This window comes from Streptococcus constellatus subsp. constellatus, from assembly GCF_023167545.1.
In the GTDB taxonomy this organism is placed as follows: Bacteria; Bacillota; Bacilli; order Lactobacillales; family Streptococcaceae; genus Streptococcus; species Streptococcus constellatus.
In genome coordinates, this window is record NZ_AP014647.1 from 1382618 (window position 1) to 1407993 (window position 25376).

At 38.2% G+C, this 25376-nt stretch carries 33 protein-coding genes and 1 riboswitch; of the genes, 5 read left to right on the plus strand and 28 right to left on the minus strand.

Annotated features, from left to right (window positions below; all coding sequences use genetic code 11):
- Nucleotides 1–28: 28 nt before the first annotated feature.
- From SCSC_RS06710 to SCSC_RS06735, 6 genes are all read right to left on the minus strand, one after another.
- The gene (locus SCSC_RS06710) at nt 29–178 is read right to left on the minus strand and encodes a hypothetical protein (RefSeq protein WP_006269755.1); all 150 of its coding nucleotides are present in this window, start codon (nt 176–178) and stop codon (nt 29–31) included.
- Between the two features lie 238 nt (nt 179–416).
- Nucleotides 417–959, minus strand: a complete 543-nt coding sequence (locus tag SCSC_RS06715; protein ID WP_006269752.1) for a ClbS/DfsB family four-helix bundle protein — start codon at nt 957–959, stop codon at nt 417–419.
- 131 nt (nt 960–1090) lie between these two features.
- Nucleotides 1091–1228 (minus strand): FeoB-associated Cys-rich membrane protein, encoded by a 138-nt coding sequence (locus tag SCSC_RS06720; protein WP_003071957.1) that lies wholly within the window; start codon nt 1226–1228, stop codon nt 1091–1093.
- Between the two features lie 8 nt (nt 1229–1236).
- Nucleotides 1237–3381 (minus strand): ferrous iron transport protein B, encoded by a 2145-nt coding sequence (gene feoB / locus SCSC_RS06725; protein ID WP_006269754.1) that lies wholly within the window; start codon nt 3379–3381, stop codon nt 1237–1239.
- Nucleotides 3378–3854 (minus strand): FeoA family protein, encoded by a 477-nt coding sequence (locus SCSC_RS06730; protein ID WP_006269767.1) that lies wholly within the window; start codon nt 3852–3854, stop codon nt 3378–3380. Before SCSC_RS06730 ends, feoB begins: the two co-directional genes overlap by 4 nt.
- Before the next feature lie 167 nt (nt 3855–4021).
- On the minus strand, nt 4022–4252 hold the full coding sequence (locus SCSC_RS06735; protein WP_006267994.1) for a DUF1797 family protein: 231 nt from the start codon (nt 4250–4252) through the stop codon (nt 4022–4024).
- 238 nt (nt 4253–4490) lie between these two features.
- Here SCSC_RS06735 and SCSC_RS06740 point away from each other — a divergent pair, with 238 nt between their 5' ends.
- A complete protein-coding gene (locus tag SCSC_RS06740) occupies nt 4491–6770 on the plus strand; it encodes an ATP-dependent Clp protease ATP-binding subunit (RefSeq protein ID WP_006269743.1) in 2280 nt (759 codons plus the stop codon).
- Between the two features lie 46 nt (nt 6771–6816).
- On the opposite strand, the gene SCSC_RS06745 is transcribed toward SCSC_RS06740, so the two are convergent.
- From SCSC_RS06745 to SCSC_RS06755, 3 genes are read right to left on the minus strand one after another with little or no spacing between them, the layout of a single operon-like run.
- The gene (locus tag SCSC_RS06745; RefSeq protein ID WP_006269751.1) at nt 6817–7422 is read right to left on the minus strand and encodes a GyrI-like domain-containing protein; all 606 of its coding nucleotides are present in this window, start codon (nt 7420–7422) and stop codon (nt 6817–6819) included.
- 59 nt (nt 7423–7481) lie between these two features.
- Entirely contained in the window at nt 7482–8204 is a 723-nt protein-coding gene (locus tag SCSC_RS06750) for a helix-turn-helix transcriptional regulator (protein ID WP_003068187.1), read from the minus strand.
- Nucleotides 8170–8373: a helix-turn-helix transcriptional regulator gene (locus SCSC_RS06755; protein ID WP_003068185.1), complete on the minus strand. Its 204-nt coding sequence runs from the start codon at nt 8371–8373 to the stop codon at nt 8170–8172. Before SCSC_RS06755 ends, SCSC_RS06750 begins: the two co-directional genes overlap by 35 nt.
- 156 nt (nt 8374–8529) lie before the next feature.
- On the opposite strand from SCSC_RS06755, the gene SCSC_RS06760 reads away from it, so the two are divergent.
- Complete coding sequence (locus SCSC_RS06760) at nt 8530–8979, plus strand: NUDIX hydrolase (protein ID WP_003068183.1); 450 nt, start codon at nt 8530–8532, stop codon at nt 8977–8979.
- 64 nt (nt 8980–9043) lie between these two features.
- Nucleotides 9044–9343, plus strand: coding sequence for a DUF1827 family protein (locus tag SCSC_RS06765; protein ID WP_003068181.1), 300 nt, complete (start codon nt 9044–9046; stop codon nt 9341–9343).
- Between the two features lie 233 nt (nt 9344–9576).
- On the opposite strand, the gene SCSC_RS09545 is transcribed toward SCSC_RS06765, so the two are convergent.
- The 7 genes from SCSC_RS09545 to SCSC_RS06800 form a co-directional block, all read right to left on the minus strand.
- On the minus strand, nt 9577–10029 hold the full coding sequence (locus SCSC_RS09545) for a transposase (protein ID WP_269770895.1): 453 nt from the start codon (nt 10027–10029) through the stop codon (nt 9577–9579).
- 540 nt (nt 10030–10569) lie between these two features.
- Nucleotides 10570–11115 (minus strand): tRNA 5-(aminomethyl)-2-thiouridylate-methyltransferase MnmM, encoded by a 546-nt coding sequence (gene mnmM / locus SCSC_RS06775; RefSeq protein WP_006269458.1) that lies wholly within the window; start codon nt 11113–11115, stop codon nt 10570–10572.
- Nucleotides 11109–12053 (minus strand): tRNA modification radical SAM protein MnmL/YtqA, encoded by a 945-nt coding sequence (gene mnmL / locus SCSC_RS06780; RefSeq protein ID WP_021001949.1) that lies wholly within the window; start codon nt 12051–12053, stop codon nt 11109–11111. Before mnmL ends, mnmM begins: the two co-directional genes overlap by 7 nt.
- Before the next feature lie 41 nt (nt 12054–12094).
- A complete protein-coding gene (locus tag SCSC_RS06785) occupies nt 12095–12421 on the minus strand; it encodes an MGMT family protein (protein ID WP_006269449.1) in 327 nt (108 codons plus the stop codon).
- Between the two features lie 22 nt (nt 12422–12443).
- The gene (locus SCSC_RS06790) at nt 12444–13094 is read right to left on the minus strand and encodes a phosphatase PAP2 family protein (RefSeq protein ID WP_006269455.1); all 651 of its coding nucleotides are present in this window, start codon (nt 13092–13094) and stop codon (nt 12444–12446) included.
- A complete protein-coding gene (locus SCSC_RS06795; RefSeq protein WP_003068171.1) occupies nt 13084–13647 on the minus strand; it encodes an ECF transporter S component in 564 nt (187 codons plus the stop codon). Before SCSC_RS06795 ends, SCSC_RS06790 begins: the two co-directional genes overlap by 11 nt.
- A gap of 148 nt (nt 13648–13795) precedes the next feature.
- Nucleotides 13796–14022: riboswitch (FMN riboswitch) on the minus strand.
- Nucleotides 14023–14090: 68 nt separating this feature from the next.
- Nucleotides 14091–14600 (minus strand): tRNA (cytidine(34)-2'-O)-methyltransferase, encoded by a 510-nt coding sequence (locus tag SCSC_RS06800; protein WP_006269444.1) that lies wholly within the window; start codon nt 14598–14600, stop codon nt 14091–14093.
- A 344-nt stretch (nt 14601–14944) separates the two neighbouring features.
- Between SCSC_RS06800 and trkA the strand changes: the two genes are divergently transcribed.
- Nucleotides 14945–16294: a Trk system potassium transporter TrkA gene (gene trkA / locus SCSC_RS06805; RefSeq protein ID WP_006269456.1), complete on the plus strand. Its 1350-nt coding sequence runs from the start codon at nt 14945–14947 to the stop codon at nt 16292–16294.
- Between the two features lie 3 nt (nt 16295–16297).
- Nucleotides 16298–17737 (plus strand): TrkH family potassium uptake protein, encoded by a 1440-nt coding sequence (locus tag SCSC_RS06810; protein WP_006269470.1) that lies wholly within the window; start codon nt 16298–16300, stop codon nt 17735–17737.
- 32 nt (nt 17738–17769) lie between these two features.
- Here the strand turns inward: SCSC_RS06810 and yidD are convergent, their stop codons facing one another.
- From yidD to SCSC_RS06870, 12 genes are all read right to left on the minus strand, one after another.
- The gene (gene yidD / locus SCSC_RS06815) at nt 17770–18024 is read right to left on the minus strand and encodes a membrane protein insertion efficiency factor YidD (RefSeq protein ID WP_003068165.1); all 255 of its coding nucleotides are present in this window, start codon (nt 18022–18024) and stop codon (nt 17770–17772) included.
- Nucleotides 18024–18749, minus strand: coding sequence for a pseudouridine synthase (locus tag SCSC_RS06820; RefSeq protein ID WP_006269463.1), 726 nt, complete (start codon nt 18747–18749; stop codon nt 18024–18026). The genes yidD and SCSC_RS06820 overlap by 1 nt, the downstream gene beginning before the upstream one ends.
- The gene (scpB, locus tag SCSC_RS06825; RefSeq protein WP_003068163.1) at nt 18736–19302 is read right to left on the minus strand and encodes an SMC-Scp complex subunit ScpB; all 567 of its coding nucleotides are present in this window, start codon (nt 19300–19302) and stop codon (nt 18736–18738) included. Before scpB ends, SCSC_RS06820 begins: the two co-directional genes overlap by 14 nt.
- Complete coding sequence (locus SCSC_RS06830; RefSeq protein ID WP_003068162.1) at nt 19295–20005, minus strand: segregation/condensation protein A; 711 nt, start codon at nt 20003–20005, stop codon at nt 19295–19297. The genes scpB and SCSC_RS06830 overlap by 8 nt, the downstream gene beginning before the upstream one ends.
- Entirely contained in the window at nt 20005–20736 is a 732-nt protein-coding gene (gene xerD / locus SCSC_RS06835) for a site-specific tyrosine recombinase XerD (RefSeq protein ID WP_003068161.1), read from the minus strand. Before xerD ends, SCSC_RS06830 begins: the two co-directional genes overlap by 1 nt.
- Nucleotides 20733–21194: a cyclic-di-AMP-binding protein CbpB gene (gene cbpB / locus SCSC_RS06840; RefSeq protein ID WP_003071900.1), complete on the minus strand. Its 462-nt coding sequence runs from the start codon at nt 21192–21194 to the stop codon at nt 20733–20735. The genes xerD and cbpB overlap by 4 nt, the downstream gene beginning before the upstream one ends.
- A complete protein-coding gene (locus SCSC_RS06845) occupies nt 21191–21712 on the minus strand; it encodes a metallophosphoesterase (protein ID WP_006269447.1) in 522 nt (173 codons plus the stop codon). Before SCSC_RS06845 ends, cbpB begins: the two co-directional genes overlap by 4 nt.
- Nucleotides 21688–22674, minus strand: coding sequence for a nucleoside-triphosphate diphosphatase (locus SCSC_RS06850; protein ID WP_006269452.1), 987 nt, complete (start codon nt 22672–22674; stop codon nt 21688–21690). Before SCSC_RS06850 ends, SCSC_RS06845 begins: the two co-directional genes overlap by 25 nt.
- Complete coding sequence (gene racE / locus SCSC_RS06855) at nt 22671–23465, minus strand: glutamate racemase (protein ID WP_006269459.1); 795 nt, start codon at nt 23463–23465, stop codon at nt 22671–22673. The genes SCSC_RS06850 and racE overlap by 4 nt, the downstream gene beginning before the upstream one ends.
- A 92-nt stretch (nt 23466–23557) precedes the next feature.
- Entirely contained in the window at nt 23558–23806 is a 249-nt protein-coding gene (locus SCSC_RS06860; RefSeq protein ID WP_003068156.1) for a YneF family protein, read from the minus strand.
- A gap of 337 nt (nt 23807–24143) precedes the next feature.
- On the minus strand, nt 24144–24827 hold the full coding sequence (locus SCSC_RS06865; protein WP_006269454.1) for a Bax inhibitor-1/YccA family protein: 684 nt from the start codon (nt 24825–24827) through the stop codon (nt 24144–24146).
- 25 nt (nt 24828–24852) lie between these two features.
- Nucleotides 24853–25344 (minus strand): HDIG domain-containing metalloprotein, encoded by a 492-nt coding sequence (locus SCSC_RS06870; RefSeq protein ID WP_003068154.1) that lies wholly within the window; start codon nt 25342–25344, stop codon nt 24853–24855.
- Between the last annotated feature and the right edge of the window lie 32 nt (nt 25345–25376).

Below are 25376 nucleotides of genomic sequence, written 5' to 3' on the forward strand. Positions count from 1 at the left end.
CTGAGAAAAAGATCTCAGCCTCATTTTATTATGGTCGAAAGCCTTTGACACGGTAGCTAATGCTCAAAGCACTGCTTTTAGGTTGCAAATAGAACTTGCGGAGCAAGTCACAATTTTGTTCGTCTTTTAGGCTCCAACAAATTTCTTTGATAAACACTTCGTTTTCTTTATCCACCACCTCAACAGTCTCCTGGGCTGCTGAGCAACCTGAGCCTAAAAACAAGAGAGCGAAACTAAACATATTCAATTTTTCGTTCTGCCCCACCACCTTACTTGATAAGTTACTTTTGCCAACCTTCGAACGGAATAACCTTGGATTCACTCTGACATATCAAAGAACGATGTGAAGTTCTTTTGATTTGCTCTCTTAGCCATTGTATGTTGTTTGCCTTTTTGCTACCAACCCTACTGATTGTTTACTGGCTTTTACAGTTCTTTCGATGTGCTTTCAACTTCTTCATAGCCCAGTCATAATGACTTGATGTGCTACTAATAAAGTAGGAGCCGAGGGTACTCCCTCCAACCCATTTATAGATGCCCTTTGAAAACAACTCTTCATCCGTAAAATTTTCAGCTAAAACCAGCACGTTTTTCTGAGATTGATGAAGCATTTTAGTTGCTTCTTCTAACGAAGTCTGTTGATGCTTCTGCCAGAATGCCACATTCAGCTCACCATAGTTTTTCCAATTATAAGCTAGTGGTAAAAATGACTTTTCTACACCATTTTGATTAGAATACACCCAATTGAGAAGCAATTGTTGCCACTCATAAAGGTGAATGAGAACATCTCTAAGATTTTTATCTCTCTTCCAATGAGCTTCTTTCCGTTTCTCATCTTTTGAAAAATCAAATGGGGTATTCAACTCTTCTTCTGTTAATTGAGAAATCAATGACTGTAGCTTTGCATATTGCTGTGTCGCTGCACTAAGCAACTCAGTCTTGCTAGTCGGCCTTACCATGTTAAATTCTCCTTCTGCTTTCTGAATGAACAGGAAACAACTTGACAATATTGTACTGACTCCAAAAGCTAGATTTTTTGTGTCTGACTTTTGGGATACAGTTCACATCTGTCAAGTTTTTGATTTTCTTTCTATTTATTATGTCTCATTTTTTCTTTGATTTCACATTGACAGTCACAATCACCACAGTTTCCCTTTCCCTTAATGATATGGTGCAGCGCTGCGCCAGCTAAAACTAAAATAATGATAGATACAATAATCGTGGACATAATTTCTCCTATACTGTTTGATGTGTCAGACTATCTAAAGTGATAACTTCTACTTTTTCTTTCCGTGCTTTTCTAAAGATGAAATAGAGACCAACTGCTACAACGAACAAAGCAAAAATAGTCCCAAAAGATATTCCTTTTCCATATAGCAACGCTTGACCAAACTGATAAATCACAAGACTAACATTATAAGCCAGTAGCGTTTGGAAAGATAGAGCAATCCATGTCCACTTTGCATTGCCCATTTCGCGATGAATTGCACCAATCGCTGCAAAACAAGGGGCACAAAGCAAGTTAAAGACAAGAAATGAATAGGCAGAAAGTGCCGTATAATGCTGTTGGAGATTGCTCCATAGTTCTTTCGTAGTCTCTGTCGCATCAGTCACTTTATACAAAATTCCAAAAGTCGAAATCACCGTCTCTTTAGCTAATAAGCCGGTGATGGCCGCTACAGTTGCTCGCCAATTACCAAATCCAAGAGGAGTAAAGATCCAAGCTAGTCCCTTTCCTAAGGTCGCTAGAATACTATTTTCCGTTTTGACAGCCTGCAAGCTAAAATTGTAAGAGCTAGCAAACCAAATAAAAATGTTGGTCACAAAGATAATCGTTCCAGCCCGTTTGATAAAACTCAAAGCCTTCTGTCCTGCATAACGCAAAACAGTTTTGACTTGTGGCAAATGATAACTCGGCAGCTCCATGATAAAAGGTGCCACAACACCACCGAGAATCGTTGTCTTTTTCAGAGCAATTCCCGATAAAACAATGGCTCCCATTCCAACAAAATAAGCGCTTGGTGCAATCCAAGGATTATTAGGGAAGAATGCTCCAGCAATCAAAGAAATAATTGGTAATTTGGCGGAGCAAGGCATAAATGTTGTTGTCATAATCGTAATCCTACGGTCACGTTCATTTTCAATAGTTCTACTCGCCATAACGCCAGGAACACCACATCCCGTAGAAATCAGCATAGGAATAAAAGATTTCCCAGATAAGCCAAAGCGTCTAAACAGCCGATCCATAACAAAGGCAATCCGACTCATATAACCAATGTCTTCCAAAATTCCCAAGCAAACAAATAAGACGAAAATCTGCGGAACAAAGCCCAAGACAGCTCCACAACCTGCAACAATCCCATCAACAATCAAAGATTGAAGCCAATCAGATACTGCTAAGTGTTCCAACAGTGATTTGATACCATTCGGAATCCATTCTCCAAAGAGGATGTCGTTTGTCCAATCCGTTCCCATCGTTCCAATCGTTTGAATAGAGAGGAAATACACCAACCACATAACAAGCGCAAAGATTGGTAAAGCTAAATAACGATTGGTCACAATACGGTCAATCTTGTCTGACAAACTTAATTTAGTAACATCGGCTTGCAGCACCATTTTGACTGCTGACTCAATAAACTCATAGCGCGCATTAACAACAATGGTCTCTGCGTCTTCAGTGTAGATTTCCTCCGTAATCCTAATCGCATCTTCAATCTCCGCTTTTTGGAAATCAGACAACACCAGCTGTTCGGATAATTCTTTATCGCGTTCAAAAAGCTTAATGGCATAAAAACGAGCCTGTTTTTGAGGCACTGCATTTCCTAAAATGCGGATAATTTCTGACAAAGCCGCTTCAAAATGACTGTCGTAAACAGGATAGAGCGTTTCATCCGTGCGCTCCATTTCTCGTAAGACCTGCTGCATGACTTGGTCAATCCCAGTCTTTTTCAAAGCACTGGTCGCAACGACTGGCACACCTAGCTGATAACTTAATTTAGTCGTATCGATCCATTTCCCTTGTTTTTCAACGACATCGCTCATATTTAAAGCCAGCACAACCGGAATTCCTGTCTCAATCAATTGCAAGCTCAAGTATAGATTTCGTTCCAAATTGGTTGCGTCAACTACATCCAAAATCCCGTCTGCATTACCGCTTAAAAGATAATTTCTACTAACCACTTCTTCAGAAGTATAAGGCGACAACGAGTAAATTCCCGGTAGGTCTTGGATAATAATTTTTTTGTTTTTGCTAAACAGACCACTTTTCTTCTCGACAGTGACACCAGGCCAATTTCCCACATGCTGGCTACTACCAGTTAATAGGTTAAACAAACTAGTCTTTCCACTATTCGGATTTCCCGCAAGCGCTAATTCTTTCATTGTTTTGCTTCCTTTTCACCTTTCACCACACTAATCAAGCTAGCCTCCGACTTTCTTAAGGTCAAGTCATAGCCCCTAAGCTTAATCTCAAGTGGATCACCCAACGGTGCAACTTTTTGCAATTGAACGTTTGTGTTTTTGGTCAACCCCATGTCCATCAACCGTCGTTTTAAAGCACCATCTGCATGAATTGCTTCGATGTATGCCGAATCTCCAATAGCCAACTCAGATAAAGGAAGAGAAGATTTGCTACTGCCCTTTGGCACAACATCCAGTTTTTTCAAAATAGAATTATCCAAGGCAATCCTCGCAGCTCGAACTAAGAGAATAGCTGTGTCGTTTGTTTTTGAAATGACTTGAATAAAACTGCCTATCTTAATCCCTAGATCAGCTAAATGACGGACACTCGCTTCCTCTAGATCGATTCCGACAATTTCATATTCTGTTACTAATTTTATTTGAGATAAATCCATACTCTCTCCTTTTTATTTTGTCAAGAAATATGCTTACTACCATCATTAGTATACCACTTTTTTCTAAGAATTTCTGACAATTCTAAGATAGATAAGCAAAAATTATTGCAAAATAAATATCCCCTAAGCAGATGCCTAGAGGACATATTTATTAGAGACTAACAAATTTAATATAACAATTCATAGATTTCCATTGCAATCAAATCAATGCTATCAAAAGTATAGGTTTCACGCGCTGCAACATCGCGAAGAGTGAATACTGAGCCATTTTCTTCGTCATAGCTATAAGTTACTTCTGCTACAACAACCCCGTCACGTTCAAAATTACGTTTCAAATTGCCACCATCTTTTGTCATAGCATCTAAACGATTGATAATTCTTACTAAATGTGATTCCATTTTCCTTCTCCTATTCATTTATACGTTACTATTTTACCACAAATGAAAGATGAAATACCAGCAAAAGACCCATTTTTGGTAAATTTAACACAAAATGAAACGCTCAAATATAAAATTCTATCTTTTAACACTTTATTCTTGCAATGTTTTAGAATACTGCTATAATGAAAATAAGAAGTTTGACTATTATTGACCAATTGATTTCCGTCAAGCAAATTTTAAAAGAAAGAGGTAGCACATGCTTTGTCAAAATTGTAAAATAAACGAATCAACTATTCACCTTTACACAAATGTGAATGGAAAACAACACCAAGTTGACCTCTGTCAAAATTGTTATCAAATCATGAAAACAGACCCAAATAATGCCTTATTTCGTGGCATGACCAATATGAACAATCAAAATAATTTAGACCCTTTTGATGATTTCTTTAGCAATCTAGGGAATTTTCAAAATCATCAAGAACCGCAGACCCCTCCTACTCAATCAGGTGGCGGATACGGCAACGGAGGCTATGGTTCCAATCAAGGTGGCAGCACGCGCCAACAAGTACCACAACAACCCAAAGGCCTCCTAGAAGAATTTGGTATCAATGTAACTGAATTTGCTCGGCGGGGCGAGATTGACCCTGTAATTGGTCGTGACGAAGAAATTGTGCGCGTCATTGAAATCCTCAATCGTAGAACGAAGAACAATCCTGTCCTCATCGGAGAGCCCGGTGTCGGTAAAACAGCAGTTGTCGAAGGCTTGGCTCAGAAAATTGTAGACGGTGATGTGCCACATAAACTCCAAGGCAAAGAAGTCATTCGTTTAGATGTCGTTAGTTTGGTTCAAGGGACTGGGATCCGTGGTCAATTTGAAGAACGAATGCAAAAACTCATGAACGAAATTCGCTCTCGTCAGGATGTTATATTATTCATTGATGAAATTCACGAAATTGTTGGAGCTGGTTCTGCTGGCGATGGAAATATGGATGCTGGAAACATCCTAAAACCAGCACTTGCTCGCGGTGAACTCCAATTAGTCGGTGCCACAACTCTCAATGAATACCGGATTATCGAAAAAGATGCTGCACTGGAACGCCGTATGCAGCCTGTAAAAGTTGATGAACCAACAGTTGAAGAAACGATCACTATCCTCAAAGGTATTCAAAAGAAATACGAAGACTATCACCACGTCAAATACACAGACGATGCCATTGAAGCAGCAGCTGTCTTGTCCAATCGTTATATCCAAGATCGCTTCTTGCCTGATAAGGCCATTGACTTGCTAGACGAAGCAGGCTCTAAGATGAATCTGACACTTAACTTTGTCGATCCAAAAATCATTGATCAACGATTGGTAGAAGCTGAAAACCTCAAGGCACAAGCTACTCGTGATGAAGATTTTGAAAAAGCTGCTTATTTCCGTGACCAAATTGCCAAATACAAAGAAATGCAGCAAAATAAAATGGCTGATCAAGATACGCCTCTTATCAGTGAAAAAACCATTGAACATATCATTGAGCAAAAGACAAATATTCCAGTTGGCGACTTGAAAGAAAAGGAACAATCACAATTGATTAGTCTGGCTGATGATTTGAAAGCTCATGTCATTGGTCAAGATGATGCTGTTGATAAAATTGCGAAGGCCATTCGCCGTAATCGAGTTGGACTAGGTACACCAGACCGACCAATTGGTTCTTTCCTTTTTGTTGGGCCAACCGGTGTCGGCAAAACAGAACTTTCTAAACAACTAGCGATTGAGCTCTTTGGTTCAGCTGACAGCATGATTCGTTTTGATATGAGTGAGTATATGGAAAAACATAGCGTAGCAAAACTCGTCGGAGCGCCTCCAGGTTACATTGGCTACGAAGAAGCTGGACAATTAACAGAACGTGTACGTCGTAATCCTTATTCTCTCATTTTACTTGATGAAATAGAAAAAGCTCACCCAGATGTCATGCATATGTTCTTACAAGTACTGGATGACGGACGTCTGACAGATGGACAAGGTCGGACAGTCAGTTTCAAAGATACGATTATCATTATGACTTCCAACGCCGGTACTGGAAAAGTCGAAGCAAACGTTGGATTTGGTGCAGCGCGTGAAGGACGAACTAATTCTGTTATCGGTGAATTAGGAAACTTCTTCAGTCCAGAATTTATGAACCGTTTCGATGGTATTATTGAGTTCAAATCTCTTAGCAAGGAAAATCTCCTACAAATCGTAGATTTGATGCTTGAAGATGTGAATAAACGCTTAGCTGTAAATGGTATTCACCTAGACGTAACAGACAAAGTCAAGGAAAAATTAGTTAATCTTGGTTACGATCCAAAAATGGGAGCTCGTCCACTTCGTCGGACAATCCAAGATCACATCGAGGATGCTATCACCGACTACTATCTTGAACATCCAAGCGAAAAAGAGCTCAAAGCTGTCATGACGAGCAATAGCAAGATTGTTATCAAGTCGTCCAAAAAGTCTGAAAACGAGACCGAAAAAGAAATTAAAACAACAGCAGACGACACTGCTAACTGACTATGAAAATCACTCCTTAGAAGTTTCTCTAGGGAGTAATTTTTCGTTACTGAACTCTATATCTCAAAATTGTCTTCAACTTCTGGAGAGCTGTTCGATTTTTATTGTTCAAATAAATTTCACGATGATATGCTGTGCAGCGTTTTAACCCATTTTCTTGACAGAAAGCATCCATTTTCGCGAAGATTTGTGGTTCATCGTCAAATGATCCTACATGAAACATGGAAACGCTGCTTCCTTCGCTTATTCGTTCAAAGCGAATCTCATTATAAAACGGATTTGGTTTTTTCACTTTTACTTTTTCGAGAGCTGTTTCAACCATTTCATTTGTAATAAACTCTGGCTGAGCAATCATAATCGTATAAACCAAGTCATCTTTTACTAAAACTTCTGCTTCTTTTTGCCACCAAATCCCTTCCAGCGGATAGACTGTAAAATCTGTCACTTCTAGCTCTGGATTGGATTTTTTATAATCCATTTTAACTGCATAAGCAAGAGAGTGCAGAGCCAAAACCCGCTCAGAGAAATCAGGGCTATTTGGATTGCCTGCTCCGTCAATCATAATGAAAGCTTGCTCCGGAACCGTTACTAGCGTCGGACTTGCCTTTACACCATATATAGCTTTTTCAGCCCTTCTCCATTCATATTTCATTTGTTCACCCCTTCCGTTTTTCTATCATCAGCATAACAAAGTAAACTTGTCAGTTTCTGTCAACTTTTATATTTTTGGGAAATTTCGTTTAATTTTTTTGCTAATTTCTGTCGCACTTCAGGTGGACCTAACACTTCCACTCCGTCCAAAAAGGATGAAAGATAAGCATAAAGACTGTCATGATTCGGAAATTCTGCTTCTACAAGTAAATTTCCTACCACATCTGTCGAAATCAAACCAGAAAATTCTTCATAGACACGAAAAGCTTGATGTTTTTCAAATTTCAATTGTAGCCGAATTGTTTCTTTTTGGCTTTCTTTACTTTGAAAGTCAGCTTGTCTTAACTCTCGGTCAAATATTTCAGTTGATAGCTGGCAGTGATTGACTCGACTTAGTTTGAATAACCGAAAATCCTGTTTTCTCCGACAAAATCCATATAAATACCAATCTTGACTTTTAAAGATCAATTGCATAGGTTCAACCCATCTGCTTGTCCCTTCACCCTGTTGATTCAAGTAGTCAAACTGAAGAAGCCACCTCTGAAAGATTCCTCTCTTAATCTGCTCAAACATTTCTTGATGGTATTTTTGCCCACGCCAATCTGTAAAATCAATTTGTAGCCAGTTATCCATTTTAATTTGAAACAAAGCCTGCAGCTTTTCTAATACTTGATGTTCTTCTCGTAAAGTTTGTAAGCCTTGTACAGATAAAAGCAATTCTTCTTGCTCCTGAGCCGATAGTAAACTTTTATCCAGTACAAATGAATCCAGTAAAAATACCACCGCCTTTCCCCGGATTACAATAAATAGGGATACCTACACTGCTTAACCGATCCACATCACGATAAATAGTACGAATCGACACCTCAAACTTCTCAGCCAATGCTGGTGCTGTAGCATGTCCATTTCCCAGTAGATAATAAATGATACCTAGTAATCTTCCTTGAGTCATGTTCTCACCTCTCTATAATTATACCACTATAACTTGCCAAATCTTGTCTCGTTTTAATACCAAGTGATTGAACAAAAAGAAATCTTATTAAACCCTTGACAGTAATCACTTCATCCTTTATGATAATAGTAAACTAGTCACAAAAGAGGAACAAATATGACAGTCGCAACTTTTGGAGAAAAGAAAGAAAGCGTTCAATATGTAAATCGCTATGGTGTTTACGCAGTTATTCCAGATGCTAAAAAAGAAAAAATCATCTTAGTGCAAGCACCAAATGGAGCTTGGTTTTTACCAGGTGGTGAAATCGAAGAAGGTGAAAACCATCGAACCGCACTTGAACGCGAATTGATTGAAGAACTTGGCTTCACAGCTGAAATCGAGCAATATTACGGACAAGCAGACGAATACTTCTACTCTCGCCATCGTGATACCCACTTTTACAATCCTGCCTACATTTACGAAGTAAGCCATTATGAGCAATCACAAGCACCTTTAGAGGATTTTAATCAGCTTGCTTGGTTTCCAATCGAAGAAGCTATTTCCAAACTAAAACGCGGAAGCCATAAATGGGGAATTGAAATGTGGAAAAAGAGTCATAAAGTCTGAGAAATTGTTCACATTTCTTATGGAAAAGTGCTATAATAGGGTTAGCATATAGGAGGAAATCATTATGAAGCTTATCAATACAACCAATAGCCACGCGAATCTTGTCCAAAGCCAGTTAGAAAGCACAGATGCCACTTTAGTTGAAACTTTTTCTGCTGGAAATACAGATGTTGTTTTTACGCAGGCTCCACTTCATTATGAAATCCTGATTTCAAATAAACACCGCGCTATTCGCGAACAAGAAGTTGAAAAAATTCGGGAATTTTTCCTAAAACGAAAAATTGATACAAAATTGATTGATGCATCTCGAATTAAAACACTCTACTCTACTAACTTGATTGAAATTTCTATTCCAACAAAATAAGCCCACAAGGGCTTATTTTTTATCTTGCATTTCGCGCTTAAGAAATCACCCCAAAAGTTAGATAGAAAAATCTAACTTTTAAGACGATTTTTATTTCGCCAAACCGCTTTTCTCTAACTATGACTTAAATCTTTTACTTCCATAACGTGCTACGAGATAAATAATTAAAGCAGAATATATACAAGTAAATATAGCTAGAAAAACAGTACAAGAAACAATAGATACTCGCGTTGCTAGTTGATAAAAAATTCTAAATGGTAGGCTAAAAGAACCTGTTCAATCTCCAATTGCCATCCTGCTAAAGACCTAACAATCGGGTGCTCAATGTCAAACATTGCATTTAGAACAAAGATTCGAATTTCAATAGTTCTTCGGATGGCTAGAATTGCAGGATTGTTATGCTCATCGGCGCTCTCCATATTTTTACAAAGCGGCGTCCAAAGATGAATCCCCTTTGCCTCCAAGCGTTCTTTCAACTCTTTACTTAGGTATCCCAAATCTCCTAAAATGCGAGAATAAGGGACACGGTCTCCAGCAATTCTTCTGCTACCTGAATAGGCAAGGGTAACCAGATAATCCAAAATATAGCCCGACTCTGTCACCGCCAAATGCACTCTCAAACCGTAAGACCACATCTTTTTGGAAGTACAGTAACCAATGTTGACCACCTCATTCAAAACCTTGATCCGATGATTTCTGACAGGCTAGCAAAGGAGGAGGACTGGAAAACTATCGATGATGACCAATTCATCAAAATCTAGCTGATTGAAATAGAGGCGAATCAACCGAAATAGGGGCATTAAATAACAAGAACGACGATAAAAGCAGCTTCTCTCCAGTCCGGTGAATCCGAAGAAATTGCAAATCAATTGGTAAAACCTTCGCTGTGACTTCATTCCAATTTCTGCCTGGAACAGCATTAAGGTCAAAACAGAAACATCTGAAACCTTGCATTGCTCTACATTCTTACAATGAACCAGCTCATCAGGAGCAATCTTTTGATATAAGTCACATCAGACTTCACGAAGCTGTGGCATACTGAGTTGAAGAGGATGACGATTCGGTGTATATAATGGAAAGTGTCCATTTGGTTTACCTCTCTGCTTTTTTCTTCACTTGCAGTGTACACCAAATGGGCTTTTTTGTGAAGCAAAATCAACTAGCAACAGGGGTATATGTAATATTTTTTAGCCTAACTAGGCTTTACGCTATCCTGACTGAGTTAATTACGAATTAAATTTCTCAATCATTACCAAAAAAGGCGGTTGATTGATCTGATTGATAGTTTTATACAAAGTCACGGTAAATTCCTGTTGGGGTAGATGGCTCGCAAAATCTAGTACCGCATCCCGCTCTATCTCGCCACCTATATGCCCATAGTAAATCATGAGCGCAATCCGACCGCCAGCTTCTAAACGCTGACATAATTTTTCCAAGGCCTGTATGGTTGTATGTGTCTGGGTAATCACCGACTTATCTGCCGATGGAAGATAGCCCAAATTAAAAATAGCTGCTTTAATAGTTTCAATGTATTGATCCACATTTTCGTGACCTGTTAAAAGCAATTCAACATTGTCTACTTTAGCTTCTACCAAGCGCTTAGTGGTTTGCTTAATAGCTTGTTCTTGAATATCAAAAGCATAGACTTTTTTAGCCAATTGTGCCAAGAAAAGGGTGTCATGCCCATTTCCCATAGTAGCATCTACGACTATATCTTCTTTGGTTATGATTTCTGATAAAAAGGCATGTGCCATCTCCAACGGTCTCAACATGTATATCTTTGCTCCTTTGCCCTACAACCTTGCACGCTACCACGACGTTTCATTTCTTGCTCAATCGCATTTAGCACTTCCCACTTTTTGAGACTCCACATGGGTCCAATGAGCATGTCCCGTGGCGCATCTCCTGTAATTCGATGAATGACGATATGTTCAGGGATTATTTCTAATTGATCACAGATAATAGCAACATACTCATCTTGGCTAAGCAACTGCAAGCGTCCTTCATGATAATCTCGTTGCATCCGTGTGTTAGTCATTAAATGCAAAAGATGTAATTTAATCCCCTGAATATCATTGTCTGTCACACAGCGGCGAACATTTTCTATCATCATCTCATGGCTTTCACCAGGCAAACCATTGATTAAGTGGGAAACTATCTCGATTTTTGGAAATTTCCGCAGCCGTTGAACCGTTTCAACGTATAATTCATATGAATGTGCGCGGTTAATCAATTGCGAAGTAGTTTCATAAGTCGTCTGCAGGCCCAACTCTACCGTCACATGCATACGTTCAGATAATTCTGCTAGATAGGCAATCGTCTCATCAGGCAGGCAATCTGGTCTGGTACCGATATTGATACCTACAACCCCTGGCTCATTGATGGCCTGTTCATAACGCTCACGAATAACTTCTACCTTATCGTGGGTATTGGTGAAATTTTGAAAATAAACTAGATATTTTTTGACTTCAGGCCACTTTCGATGCATGAAGGCAATTTCTTTATAAAATTGTTCACGAATCGGTGCTTCAGGAGCTACAATCGCATCACCAGAACCTGACACCGTACAAAAAGTACAGCCACCGTGAGCAACCGTTCCATCTCGATTGGGACAATCAAATCCCGCATCAATCGGAACTTTAAAAGTCTTCTCTCCAAATAGTTTTCGATAATAAGCATTCAAAGAATTATAAGGTTTCATAACTTTCATTGTACCACAAAATAAAACAGAACTCGCGCTCGGAGTTCCATTTACACTTTACTAATATCCGTTGGCCTCCATTGGTGTTTTTTTAAATCCACACAGCCATTCGTTTTAAAAGTCACTCCTTCGGCCCAAAGGAGATGTCTCTGCTCCTCCCACGCTGGCGCTAAGCGTCCTGCGGAATTAACCACACGATGGCAAGGATACTTCCCATAAAGTCCAGCCTGAGACAGGACGCGACCTACCAAACGAGCATTTCTTTCTCGCCCAATCAACTGCGCAATTTGCCCATATGTCGCTACGCTTCCTAAGGGAATACAGGACACAACTGATAAAATTTGATGTACTAACTTGTCATTTAACACTTTTCGCATCATCTTTTTCCTTGTAGCAATGCTATTTTTGTTTTCCTTTGAAACGCCATTGAAAACGCAACTTATCATAATAAGGAAATTCAACATGCAAAATTCCTAGGCCTAAGAGAAAGCTTCCCAACACATCTGTCGGATAATGTACTCCCAGATACACACGTGACGTCATAATGATAAAAATCATCACAATCATCAAACTTTGCAAGATACGCTTCGTCTGCACTGATTTTATTCGTTGACTAACGATAATCAACAGCGTACCAAAGATTAGTGTAGAAGCCAAGGCATGCCCACTCGGAAAAGAAAATCCACCTTCTTCTACCAAATGTTGAATAGCAGGACGCGAATGTTGATAGATATTTTTCAAAAAAGCAACTAAAAGCCCCGTCAAGGCAAGATTCCCAATTAAAAGAATAGCCTCACTCCACCATTTCTTATAAAGGAAAAAACCAGCCAAAACTGCGACCCAGGTCATAATAACGGGCGTATTAATCAGACTCGTTACGCTAGAAAAGAAAAATGTCAAAGTATGTGGCAAATCTCCACGTAAAGTTATCTGAATTAGACTATCAAAGTCTTTTAAATAATTAGGATGAAACTTGACAACATAGCCTAGAATCACAAAAAGTAAAAGGGCAAAAGAGCCCTTGGTTAAAAAAGTTTGTTTATTTTTCATATTTAATTAAAATCGGTTTTAAAAGCAAGTTAATGACCCAAAAGGCAATTGCAAAAACTACACCTTCCAATAGATTAAATGGAATGACCATCGCAAACAGATAATTTGCTACACCAAGAATCTTTGAAATATCAAAATTAGCAAACGTTGCATATAGCGGAATTGCATAGATATAATTCAAAAGAAGCATTGCCACAGTCAATCCCAGTGTTCCCACCACAGAAGCAATCAGAAAACGAACGATTGTCTGTTCTTTTTTCCAAATAAGCGCAAAAGCGATTACGAAAACAGCAACTGCAATGATATTCATCGGCAAACCAATGTAGGTATTGACCCCTTGGTTGTTCAGTAGAAGTTTGAGCACTGAACGAACCAGTAAAATGCTTAAAGCTCCTCTCAGATTCAGTACCACTAATCCCAATAGAATTGGTAAAATACTAAAATCCAACTTCAAAAAGCTGGCTCCCGGCAAAATCGGGAAATCAAAGAACATCAGCAAAAATGAGATAGCTGAAAGAATGGCAATAATAGCCATTTTGCGTGTATGTGTCATAACAGGTTCCTCCAATTTTATTAAATTAGAGAAGCTGGAAAGGCTTGCTGAAGAATAACTTATCCCAGTCAGTGAAACCTTTATGATAGTATAAGGAAGTCTCCTTAAATAAAATTAAAAGCCACAGTCTTGGGACTTCTCCCCTGCCTTTCGTCTTCTCTCATCCAGACTGTACTGTCGGTTGTGGAATTACACCACATCAGCTTGCGCTCGCGGACTTAAAACAGTTCCCTTAGTCGACAAAGATTTTATTTTTAGATGATGTTGCACCTCAAAGATCTATCAAGAAGCTACATTACTATATAAAAAGTAAAAGATTGTCAACGACTGAAAATTACCGCCGGTCGGGAATTTCACCCTGCCCTGAAGACCCTTTAATCATAACAAAAAAAGCCTGCAAGAGCAAGCGTTTTATCTGATATACAAAAATTATTCTGATACCATTATTTTAATTTGTCATGTTCGTATTCGTGTACTAGATCTAATCCTGTAAAATCTTGCTGCCGCAGGGCTTCATACACCATCATACAAACTGTATTTGACAAATTCAGACTTCTGACATGCTCATCGTTCATCGGAATACGCAGGGCTTTTTCAGAATGAGCACGCATAAAATCCTCTGGCAATCCTTTATCCTCACGCCCAAACATAAAATAATGATTTCCAGCGATTGTAAAATTTTCTGCTGCATAAATCTTCTCCGCAAATTTAGAAATCAAATAGAGATGTCCATCCATTTTACTCATAAACTCTTCTAAATTGTCATAATAAGTAATATCCAGCTTATCCCAATAGTCCAAACCTGCTCGTTTCATCTTACGATCATCAATCGGGAATCCCATTGGTAAAATAATGTGAAGTGGTGAATTCGTTGCTGCGCAAGTCCGAGCAATATTACCCGTATTCTGTGGGATTTGCGGTTCAAAAAGAACAATGTGGTTTTTACATATCATAATTTTTCATTCCTGATTTCATTACTACTATAAAAAAATAGCCACACTGCTCGGAGTCAAGCTCAGCAAACAGCGTGGTTAAGGCATCATTAACTTACATCACAACAGGTTTGAGGTAAATCAATGAAGGTACTTTCTTAGTATATCACTTTCTTTGCACATGTCAACAAAAAAAGCTTAAAATTTTCATATTTTCTAGATTATTTGTCAATTTTTTCAAGAATTCTCTTATCGTTTTCATCAGGACGCTTTAATAAGACAAAATATACATTTTTCTTTCTTCAAAATGATGAAATTTTTGCAAAAAAAGAGTATGATATAGAAGTATACTTGGGAGGTATAACATGAAAATTATTGTCGTTGGTGGCGGTAAGGTCGGATCTGCACTCTGCCGTTCACTTGTGGCTGAAAAACATGATGTGATTCTCATCGAGCAAAATGAGTCCGTACTCAATCGGATCACAAAACGTTATGATATTATGGGCATTGTGGGTAACGGTGCTAATTTTAAAATCTTAGAGCAGGCTAATGTAGAGCATTGTGATATTTTCATTTCCATGACAGAGCATGACGAAGTCAATATGGTGTCGTCTGTGCTGGCTAAAAAAATGGGGGCAAAAGAAACGATTGTCCGCGCTCGCAATCCAGAATATTCAAATTCTTATTTTAAAGAAAAAAATATCCTTGGTTTTTCACTTATTGTCAATCCTGAGCTACTAGCAGCCCGTTACATTGCCAATATCATCGAATTTCCTAACGCACTTTCTGTAGAACATTTTTCAAATGGACGTGTCAGTTTAATGGCATTTAAAGTCAAACAAAATAGTAATCTGTGTCAGATGACTTTATCTCAATTTCGGAAGAAATTTGGAAATGTCTTGATTTGTGCTATTGAACGTGATAATCAATTGCTCATTCCAGATGGTGAAATTACCATTTTGCAGAATGATATAATCTATGTCACTGGAAATCGGGTGGATGTTATTCTTTTCCATAATTTCGTTCGACCAAAAGTTATAAAAAGTTTGATGCTCATTGGAGCAGGGAAGATTGCTTATTACCTACTCAATATTCTAAAAAATAGCAAAATCAAACTGAAAGTGATTGAAATTAATTCAAAACATGCTGAATGGTTTAGTCAAGAATTTCCGCATTTACATATTGTTCAAGGTGATGGTACTGCAAAAGACATTTTACTAGAAGAAAGTGCTCAACACTATGATGCAGTTGCGACCCTGACTGGTGTAGACGAAGAAAATATCATTTCTTCTATGTTCCTTGAAAGCATGGGGGTTCAAAAAAATATCACGAAAGTCAATCGGACTAGTTTACTTGAAATCATTGACAGTCAGGAATTCTCAAGTATTGTGACGCCTAAGAGAATTGCAGTAGATACAATTATGCACTTTGTCCGCGGACGTGTGAATGCTCAGTATTCCGATTTGCAAGCTATGCACCACTTAGCTAATGGACAACTTGAAACCTTGCAATTTCAAATCAAGGAAGAAAATAAAATGACTGGAAGACCACTTTCTAGTTTGAAACTAAAGAAAGGTGTCTTAATTGCAGCCATTATCCGAAATGGAAAACCTATTTTCCCGACGGGTGAGGATTACATTCAAATAGGTGACCAAATCATTGTCACAACGCTCATTCAAAGTATCACACAAATATATGATTTGTTAGAGAGGTAAGCCATGAATAGAAATATGATTCGTTTCCTCCTCTCCAAGTTGTTAATCATTGAAGCTGGACTACTTCTAGTTCCACTCATTGTGGCTTTCATCTATCGCGAGCCTCATCAAAATTTACTTTCCATTAGCATCACAATTGGAATCCTCTTGGTGGTCGGACTTTTAGGCAGTTCTTTTAAGCCCAAAAATCATCATATTTATGCCAAAGAAGGGGTTTTAATTGTCGCCTTATGCTGGATACTTTGGTCCTTCTTTGGGGCACTTCCTTTTGTTTTTTCAGGACAAATTCCTCACCTCATAGATGCTTTCTTTGAGATCAGTTCAGGCTTTACAACAACAGGTGCCTCTATCTTACCAGATGTCTCTGTCTTATCACATTCTCTACTCTTTTGGCGTAGTTTCACCCACTTAATTGGAGGTATGGGAGTCCTCGTCTTTGCCCTTGCTATCATGGAAAATAATAAAAATAGCCATTTGGAAGTGATGCGAGCAGAAGTTCCTGGTCCTGTCTTTGGTAAAGTTGTCTCTAAATTAAAAGACACGGCACAAATTCTCTATTTACTCTATTTGGCACTTTTTGCTATTTTTGTAGTAATCTATTACCTTGCAGGAATGCCTTTATTTGATAGCTTTATCATCGCCATGGGAACAGCTGGTACAGGAGGCTTTGCAGTTTACAATGATGGTATTGCTCACTATAACAGCTCTCTCATTACGTATCTAGTCAGTTTTGGAGTACTTATCTTTGGAGTAAATTTCAACCTCTACTACTTTTTACTATTGAGAAAATTTAAAGCATTCTTTGGAGATGAAGAATTGCGAACCTATCTCATTATTGTAATATCAACTACTCTTCTCATCTGTTTGAATGTCTTTCATATTTATCAAAATATAGCTAAGACTTTAGAAATTTCTCTTTTCCAAGTAGCGAATATCATCACCACCACTGGTTTTGGTCTTGGTGACATTACCTCTTGGCCACTCTTTTCCCAATTTATTCTCCTCATTCTCATGTGTATAGGAGGTTCTGCCGGATCAACTGCAGGAGGTTTAAAAATTGTTCGTGGCTTAATCTTAGTCCGCATTGCTAAAAATCAAGTTTTATCCACTCTCTCACCAAAACGTGTACTGACCCTGCATGTCAACCATAGCGTGATTGACAAAGATACGCAGCATAAAATCTTAAAATACCTTGTGCTTTATACGATGATTATCATCAGTCTTATTTTCATTGTCAGTCTAGATAATAATAATTTGATGACCGTCGTGAGCGCTGTTCTTAGCTGTTTCAACAACATTGGACCAATGCTTGGTACAACAGAGAGCTTTGCAATCTTTAGTCCAATTTCCAAATTCCTGCTCTCTCTTGCTATGATTGCTGGACGTTTAGAAATTTACCCAATGATTCTGCTCTTTATGCCACAAACTTGGTCCAAACGATAACTAGATCCAATAAAAACTCGCCAGTCAATAGACTAGTGAGTTTCTTTATTTTCTGAGTGATTGCGTCTCAAGCTAAAATCATCCGGTACAGGATCATCTCCTCCATTCGCCCATGGATGGCAACGCAAAATACGTGCAATCCCCATCAACAAACCCTTGATGCCATGTTTTTCTATCGCTTGAATCATGTAGTTTGAGCAAGTTGGCTGATAACGACAGGAAGGTGGAAAAGCCGGTGAGATAAATTTTTGATAAAAACGGATTAGCGCGATAAGAACTTTTTTCATTATTTTTTCTTTGTAACAGCTAGATTATGTAACTGACTGACCTCTTTTTTATTGAGACGGCGAGCTTCACCTGGACGAAGACCAGTTAAATTTAGATGGCCAAATTGCGTGCGGGAAAGTTTATCTACTTGCAAACCAACAGCCTCAAACATCTTTTTTACTTGATGATTTCGTCCTTCATGGATCGTCAACTGGATAATCGAACGATTCTTAACCGAATCTACTTTCAGAATTTCATAAACAGCTGGTTTGGTTTTCTTACCATCAATTTTTACACCTTTTGTCAACGGTCGAAGGACCTCTTTATCAGCTATCCCCTTGACACGAGCGACATAGACCTTATCAATCTCATTTCGAGGATGAATCATTTCATCTGTAAAATCTCCATCATTTGTCAAAATTAAGGCACCTGACGTATCCCAATCAAGCCTCCCTACTGGATAAATCCGTTCTGTGACATTTGGTAACAAATCAACTACTGTTGGACGACCTTTGTCATCTGTCACGCTAGAAATAACACCACGTGGCTTATTTAAGAGGTAGTACACTTTTTCTTCATTGTAAATTGGCTGACCATTTACCTCCACGCGATCTCCAGACTTGATCGTCGTTGCCAATTCACGAATAACTTGTCCGTTTACAGTGACCAGCCCTTGCTTTATCAATTCTTCTGCTTTTCTACGACTAGCAATCCCAGCATGGGCAATATATTTATTGATTCTCATCCTCTATCCTTTCAACAAATAGTTGACTTTCCTCTGTTATTAACTCTGTTTCTTCCACTACTGGCAATTCTTCTATACTATTGATGCCCATATAATCCAAAAAATAATCAGTCGTCACATAAAGATTTGGGCGACCAAGCACTTCTTTTTTCCCATTTTCGCGAATCAAATCAAAAATCTGTAATTTAGAGATTGCACCACTAGAATTGACACCACGAATCTCATCCACTTCAATTCTTGTAATGGGCTGCTTGTAAGCAATAATCGACAAGGTTTCAAGTGCAGCTCTTGATAAACTTTGATTGATCGGAGCTCTTGAATATTCCCGTAAAAGGTCAGCGAAATCTTGTTTGGTAACAATTTTATAAGCATTCGATGTCTCTAATAGAGCAAGACTTGAATCTTCGTCTTTTCGATATTTTTCTGCTAATTTCTCCAAACTCTGTATCACACCCGTAGGCGGTATAGAGAGGAGATCTGCTAGTTGACGGACACGCAAGCCGTCCTCACCTGCTACAAAGAGCAAGGCTTCAATCTCTGCTAATTTACTCATTTCTTTTTCCCATTAGATAAATATTCCCAAAATTTTCTTCCTGCACCACTTGAATTTCTTGCACTTTTACCAATTCCAATGTTGCTAAAAATAGAGTAATGACTTCATTTATATCTTTTGTTTCTGAGAAGATCGCTTGAAGAGCAATTTTTTCTTGTAGATGGCAACGATTGCGTATTACATTCATCATGTCTTCAATTTTATATTCGTCTTTGACAATGGTTGTGTGGTTTTGAGCAAATTCTTCTCTTTTTTGTGTCATCAACTTTGAAAAGGCCAGAAACAAATCAATCGTTGTTTTGTCATGACGTAACTCAGCATTTCCATATACCAATTCGATTTTAGGCTTGGAGTAATAAAGAGCCCGTTCTTCATGCTGCTCTGCCATTTTCTCACCTAACAATTTGAATTTCCGATATTCTTCGATTTGAGCAAGTAAATCTTGCTCCAGATTCTCTTCAGTTTCTACGGTATCCGCCACTTTTGGCAAGAGCTTCCGACTTTTAATCAACATGAGCTGACTCGCCATGACCATATATTCACCTGTCACTTCTAACTTCATAGCTTGAAGGGTCGCTACATAAGCTAAGTACTGCTCAATAACCTCTGTAATCGGCACATCATAGATATCCATTTGGTATCTTGACACCAAATGAAGTAATAAATCCAACGGGCCTTCAAAATCTTTAATTTTTATGTCCATTATCTATATTTTTCCAACGTCATCATTGTTTTCAAACCTAAATTGCGCGCAATTTCATATATTTCTACGCCTTTCTCTCGCTGACGTAAAATATATTGCTCTCGCAAACTCTGAGCAGATAAAGTAGCTTGATTTTTTTCAATCAAAAAAGCCTCTAATTGACGAAAGCCCCATTGCCGTGAATAGGTTTTCCCATTTTTTTCTAACAAATAAGTCCCTTCCAGAGTCGTTCCCAGTTCTCCAATCAATTGATCTGGAATAGGAACAATACGCTTTTGACCTGCTTTCTCAATGCGAATAATCTGAAAATCTAGATTTACATCTGCTACTTTTAACTGCAAAATTTCACTTGGTAACAGCCCCATTTCCAAAATGAGAAGTGCAATCAAACGACCGTTGTATTGATTTGTGTCGGCATAAAAATTAGATAAGTCCAAAATCTCCGCATCGTGTTCTTTCGGAATTCCAACTTTTGGCAATTCCAGGCGATAAAAATTTGAAATGAAGCGTTTGTTGTATAAATAATACAAAAATTGATTGACAGCAGATAGCTTTCGCTTTTGAACAGAAGGTTTGAAGTCAGCAATAGAAGCCCGATAAATTCGAAGATTAGTATCTGTAATTTTTGCATGAATCACATCTACAAACTGCTCCAAATCATAAAAATAAGCTGTTTTTGAATTATCAGATAAATTTTTTCCTTCTAAAAAGGTGATTATTTCTTCTTTCATTTTGGATGGATCTCGTATTCATTCGCAAAGCTGTGTAAAAGAGCATTGACTGCTTTTAAGATAGATTTACGCGTAATAATTCCTTGAAACGTATTTTCCTGATCAACAACTGGCAAGAAGGACTCATCTACTAATTTATGTAGTACTTCTGTCAATGTAAAATCTGGGCCGACAGTTAGGTCATCTTTTTTTGCCATATGCACAATATCAGTTGTCATAAACTCCTCATCAGGGATTTCGTGCTGCATTTGATAAGACAAGATATCTGTTAGCGAAATCGTACCCACAAACTTTTTCTGATCCGTTACTACTGGTACTCGTGAGTATGTCATTTGACTCAGTAATAAAATAGCATGGTCTGCATTATGGGTATCAATCAAGACAGCCAAGTTTTCTGCCGGTGTTAAAAAAGTGTCTTCTTGCTGTAAAAGAAAATTTTCAAATTCTTTGGCAATCATCGAGAAAACTCCTTTGAGAGGCGAGAGTATAGCTCGTGCTGACGTGTATAGTAATCTACATGGAATGCATCATCAGTAATCTCTACCTTGGCATAAAGTCGCTCATTAATAACACCTCGTGGTTGACTGATCGACCCCGGATTTAAAAAGAGCGTTTTTCCTTCCATCCACGCATCTGGAATATGCAAATGCCCATATAAACAAATATCCGCATCTACCTCTTGTGCCCACAAATCCAATTTTTGAAAACCAAAGTTGATATGCTGAAGGTGACCATGAGTTTGTGCAATAACGGTACCATTTAAATCCGTCACCAAACGATCTGGATAGCCACCATAGAAATCCATGTTCCCTGCTACAACATAAATTCCTTGCCACACTTCGTCATCACTTGGCAGCTCAGAATCACCATTATGAAAAATAGCATCTACTTTTCCGAGATAATAGGTCTTTATCTCTTCTACAATAGCACGATCTCCATGAGAATCACTCATTACGATGATGGTTTGTTTTGCCATGTTGGAAATACCTCCACTAATTTTTGAACTGCTTGAGCTCGATGTGATTGAGCATTCTTTTCTTCCATTGTTAATTCTGCAGATGTTTTGCCTGTTTCACCTACTAAAAATAACGGATCATAGCCAAATCCATTCTCCCCTTTTGGCTCAAAATTAATATAGCCTGCCCAGTCAGCCTCCACGACCAGACTTTCTTCAGTAGGACTTGCTACCACAAGAGTTGTATGAAACTGTGCTGAGCGATCTTTCAACTCGAAAACCATTGCCAATTCATGTAGTAGTTTTGCATTATTTTCTAAGTCTGTCGCATCATTTCCGGCAAAGCGAGCAGACCAAACTCCAGGCAGACCACCTAACGCATCTACTTTTAAGCCTGAATCATCTGCCAATACCATTTTGCCAGTCAGCTTAGAGATAGTCTCTGCTTTTAAACGAGCATTTTCTTCAAAAGTCATCCCAGTTTCTGCGACTTCTGGTAAATCAGGATAATCATTCAGATTTTCAATCTGATAGCCTAATTTTTCAAAGATTCTGCGGAATTCAGCGGTCTTTCCCTCATTACGAGTAGCAATTAAAATCGTATCTCCTACTGTCAAACCTGACAATTCTTGTTGAGAAAAGAAAACATTTAATTTGACACCTTTTTTAGGTAAGTGCACTAAAACTAATTGTTCCTTTTCCGTGATTAAAATAGCACCCTTATGAAATTGTGCCTGAAACTGTGATCCTTGATTTTCATTGATTAGTTGCAAGACGAATTGAACAAAAGACATGATTGAGTTATATTGAATCACTGCAACAGAAAAAGACTGTCCTTCAACTACTAATTGACGGAGCTCTTCCTCTATTCGACTAAGTTCTTCTGAAATGACATCTTTAAAATAGAATCCGCCGCCATAGGAAGACCATTCTCCAACATACCAATCTTGAGCATCTTTATACTCATAAACTTTATTGCTCATAATGTTACATGCTCCACATTTATTTTTTTGTTTAACCACGTTTCTGCAATTTCAGCAAACCTTTTCGCATTAGCTGTTGTAAAAAAGCAGTGTTGTGGAACTTTTCCTTCTCTACTGTGGTTGATTTCAAAATAGTTTAGTAAGACAGAAATGTCTCGTACACATTCTGCTCCACTATCAATCAATTTCACAGTTGGTCCCATCACATTTTGAATGATTGGTTTTAGTAAAGGATAATGAGTACAGCCTAATACTAAAGTGTCCACCTTGCCTTTTAAAGGCATTAAGCTTTCATACACCACTTTTTTCGTAATACTAGACGACAGTTCATTAGATTCTACTAGCGGTACAAATTTGGGACAAGAAAGACTTGTCACTTCCACTTCCGGTAAGAGACGTTCGATTTTTTGACGATAAATATCTGATTGAATCGTCATTGGCGTTCCTATAATGCCAATCGTTCCGTGTTGAGATGCTTTGATTGCTGCACTAGCTCCTGGTAAGATGACTCCTAAAACCGGGATATCTAATTTTTCTTTGATTTCTTCCCAAACCACAGCAGTAGCTGTATTGCAGGCGAGAACAATCATTTTGACATTTTGGGTTAAAAGGAATTGTACCAATTGCCATGTGTACTCACGAATCTGCTCTGCAGGTCGGGGACCATAAGGCGCACGTGCAGAATCGCCAATATAAATTACTTCCTCATGTGGAAGTTGCCGCATCAACTCACGAACAACTGTCAAACCGCCCACGCCTGAGTCTAAAAAACCAATTGGTCGATTATCCATAAGTTCTTCTTTCTAAAGAAGGGACTGGGTGCAAATCCCAAATCCCCATTCATTTATCTCTTTAAAAATCAATTTATCGTATAAAACAAAGATTATTTTTTCTTTTTAGCATTTTCAAGTGCTGCTTTTTGTTGATTTTTAATTTGACGATACACTTGTTGTACCTTTGCTTCATTTGGTTTTTGTCCGTTTGCGGATAGCATCGTACGGACAGCATCGATATTCAAACGTGGATTGTCTGCAAATTCTTTTTCAATTTGTTTGCGGACAAGATACATGCCAGCGACCATGCCACCAAAAAAAGCAAGAATAATCAACAAAATAGCTAATAGTAAATTCATAAATATGTAATCCTCTTTTCCCTTTTTACATCTTCTTATTATATCAAAAATTGTCTATTTTTCAAAGTCCAAACTATAGAAAACGATACTCTTGTCAATGGGCTAAGACATCTAACAAGCTCATTCTTTCATAAACAAAAAGAGACTGAGACAAAAATTCTCAGTCTCCTAAAACTATGTAGCAAAATTTGCAAGACGCAGTCACTGTCTGGCTTTAAAGGCGCTTATATCAAGCTTTTTAAAGCCTAGCCATCGTTGCGGGGATGGGACGACAAAATCGAACTCTTCGAGTTACCGATTTTTGTCCCACTTCCAATCATTAATATTTCTTTCACTCCTAATTATCTCTTCCAAAAATACGAAGAATACTTAGGAATAAATTGATAAAATCAAGATACAAACTCAAGGCCAATGAAACTGCCCAACCAGCTGCTACATTTCCTCCCGATTGCTCATAGACATAGCGGATTCGTTGATTATCCCAAGCAATCAAACCAGAAAAGATAATCACACTAATAATACTAATGATGAAATCCAGTCCAGAGCTCCTAAGGAAAATATTCACCAAACTAGCAATAATAATTCCAATCAGACCTGCAATAAAAGCTCTGCCTAGACCAGACAAATCCTTCTTAGTAAATTTGCCAATCAGTGCCATCGCAAAAAACATTGCAGAAGAAGTAACAAAGGCTGCTAAAACTGTTGCTTGTGTGTAAAGAGCCAACACTAAACTAATCGTAAAACCATTTAAAGCTGAATAAATTAGAAAAGTTGGCAATGCAGCTGGATTGTTTTTGACAGACATGCCCGAAGCCACCCAGACAAGGATCAGCTCAGCAAAAATTGCTAAGTAAAAAATCCAAGTATTTCCTGTCATGACAGACAAAATCACATCTTGAAAGATGGTCAGCATTAGTGCTGATACAAGAGCAGAAATACCAATCCCCATTCCAACTAAAGAGTATACTTTTACATAAAAACTATTGATGCCACTATTTTCTTGAATAATTGTATTGTTCATAAGCTCTCTCCTTTATTGTTATATGTTATGATTTTAACATTTTTCTGTGGAAAAGTCTTCTTTTAGCAATCTTTTTCCGAACTGGTGCTATTGCTTCCTTGATTGCCCAGTATTTATCCACCATGGTGACAATATAGCCCTCTTTATACCGCGGTGGCGCTACTGTTGCACCCCACATGTGTTTGAGAATGATATCTTCTTCGACTTTATTTAGTTTGGTTACTTTCCGTGCATTCCTCACCGCTAACCGAGGATGTACCCAAGCATGACTTTTATTAAATTTCGTTTCTCGCCAATCATAATAAAACATATCGTGCAAAAGACCTCCACGCGCGGTACTTTTTGCATCCCAACCTAATTTCTTAGCAATTTTATAACTCGTATAACTAACATGAATCGAATGTTCCAAACGGTTGGAATAAATGTGATGTGTTATGGTTTTTAATTTCTGGACGCGTGGTTGAGCAATCAATTGTCCAACATGCTCCATATACTCTTTATCTTCTTTATAAAGCATAGAACCACCTCCATGTGCTTCAAATTATAAAT

What these genes read in the sequence shown, in the direction of transcription:
- SCSC_RS06715 (WP_006269752.1), bottom strand. Translation starts at nt 959, where the DNA reads ATGGTAAGGCCGACTAGCAAGACTGAGTTGCTTAGTGCAGCGACACAG.
- SCSC_RS06720 (WP_003071957.1), bottom strand. Translation starts at nt 1,228, where the DNA reads ATGTCCACGATTATTGTATCTATCATTATTTTAGTTTTAGCTGGCGCA.
- feoB (WP_006269754.1), bottom strand. Translation starts at nt 3,381, where the DNA reads ATGAAAGAATTAGCGCTTGCGGGAAATCCGAATAGTGGAAAGACTAGT.
- SCSC_RS06730 (WP_006269767.1), bottom strand. Translation starts at nt 3,854, where the DNA reads ATGGATTTATCTCAAATAAAATTAGTAACAGAATATGAAATTGTCGGA.
- SCSC_RS06735 (WP_006267994.1), bottom strand. Translation starts at nt 4,252, where the DNA reads ATGGAATCACATTTAGTAAGAATTATCAATCGTTTAGATGCTATGACA.
- SCSC_RS06740 (WP_006269743.1), top strand. Translation starts at nt 4,491, where the DNA reads ATGCTTTGTCAAAATTGTAAAATAAACGAATCAACTATTCACCTTTAC.
- SCSC_RS06745 (WP_006269751.1), bottom strand. Translation starts at nt 7,422, where the DNA reads ATGAAATATGAATGGAGAAGGGCTGAAAAAGCTATATATGGTGTAAAG.
- SCSC_RS06755 (WP_003068185.1), bottom strand. Translation starts at nt 8,373, where the DNA reads ATGACTCAAGGAAGATTACTAGGTATCATTTATTATCTACTGGGAAAT.
- SCSC_RS06760 (WP_003068183.1), top strand. Translation starts at nt 8,530, where the DNA reads ATGACAGTCGCAACTTTTGGAGAAAAGAAAGAAAGCGTTCAATATGTA.
- SCSC_RS06765 (WP_003068181.1), top strand. Translation starts at nt 9,044, where the DNA reads ATGAAGCTTATCAATACAACCAATAGCCACGCGAATCTTGTCCAAAGC.
- mnmM (WP_006269458.1), bottom strand. Translation starts at nt 11,115, where the DNA reads ATGTTGAGACCGTTGGAGATGGCACATGCCTTTTTATCAGAAATCATA.
- mnmL (WP_021001949.1), bottom strand. Translation starts at nt 12,053, where the DNA reads ATGAAAGTTATGAAACCTTATAATTCTTTGAATGCTTATTATCGAAAA.
- SCSC_RS06785 (WP_006269449.1), bottom strand. Translation starts at nt 12,421, where the DNA reads ATGCGAAAAGTGTTAAATGACAAGTTAGTACATCAAATTTTATCAGTT.
- SCSC_RS06790 (WP_006269455.1), bottom strand. Translation starts at nt 13,094, where the DNA reads ATGAAAAATAAACAAACTTTTTTAACCAAGGGCTCTTTTGCCCTTTTA.
- SCSC_RS06795 (WP_003068171.1), bottom strand. Translation starts at nt 13,647, where the DNA reads ATGACACATACACGCAAAATGGCTATTATTGCCATTCTTTCAGCTATC.
- SCSC_RS06800 (WP_006269444.1), bottom strand. Translation starts at nt 14,600, where the DNA reads ATGATATGTAAAAACCACATTGTTCTTTTTGAACCGCAAATCCCACAG.
- trkA (WP_006269456.1), top strand. Translation starts at nt 14,945, where the DNA reads ATGAAAATTATTGTCGTTGGTGGCGGTAAGGTCGGATCTGCACTCTGC.
- SCSC_RS06810 (WP_006269470.1), top strand. Translation starts at nt 16,298, where the DNA reads ATGAATAGAAATATGATTCGTTTCCTCCTCTCCAAGTTGTTAATCATT.
- yidD (WP_003068165.1), bottom strand. Translation starts at nt 18,024, where the DNA reads ATGAAAAAAGTTCTTATCGCGCTAATCCGTTTTTATCAAAAATTTATC.
- SCSC_RS06820 (WP_006269463.1), bottom strand. Translation starts at nt 18,749, where the DNA reads ATGAGAATCAATAAATATATTGCCCATGCTGGGATTGCTAGTCGTAGA.
- scpB (WP_003068163.1), bottom strand. Translation starts at nt 19,302, where the DNA reads ATGAGTAAATTAGCAGAGATTGAAGCCTTGCTCTTTGTAGCAGGTGAG.
- SCSC_RS06830 (WP_003068162.1), bottom strand. Translation starts at nt 20,005, where the DNA reads ATGGACATAAAAATTAAAGATTTTGAAGGCCCGTTGGATTTATTACTT.
- xerD (WP_003068161.1), bottom strand. Translation starts at nt 20,736, where the DNA reads ATGAAAGAAGAAATAATCACCTTTTTAGAAGGAAAAAATTTATCTGAT.
- cbpB (WP_003071900.1), bottom strand. Translation starts at nt 21,194, where the DNA reads ATGATTGCCAAAGAATTTGAAAATTTTCTTTTACAGCAAGAAGACACT.
- SCSC_RS06845 (WP_006269447.1), bottom strand. Translation starts at nt 21,712, where the DNA reads ATGGCAAAACAAACCATCATCGTAATGAGTGATTCTCATGGAGATCGT.
- SCSC_RS06850 (WP_006269452.1), bottom strand. Translation starts at nt 22,674, where the DNA reads ATGAGCAATAAAGTTTATGAGTATAAAGATGCTCAAGATTGGTATGTT.
- racE (WP_006269459.1), bottom strand. Translation starts at nt 23,465, where the DNA reads ATGGATAATCGACCAATTGGTTTTTTAGACTCAGGCGTGGGCGGTTTG.
- SCSC_RS06860 (WP_003068156.1), bottom strand. Translation starts at nt 23,806, where the DNA reads ATGAATTTACTATTAGCTATTTTGTTGATTATTCTTGCTTTTTTTGGT.
- SCSC_RS06865 (WP_006269454.1), bottom strand. Translation starts at nt 24,827, where the DNA reads ATGAACAATACAATTATTCAAGAAAATAGTGGCATCAATAGTTTTTAT.
- SCSC_RS06870 (WP_003068154.1), bottom strand. Translation starts at nt 25,344, where the DNA reads ATGCTTTATAAAGAAGATAAAGAGTATATGGAGCATGTTGGACAATTG.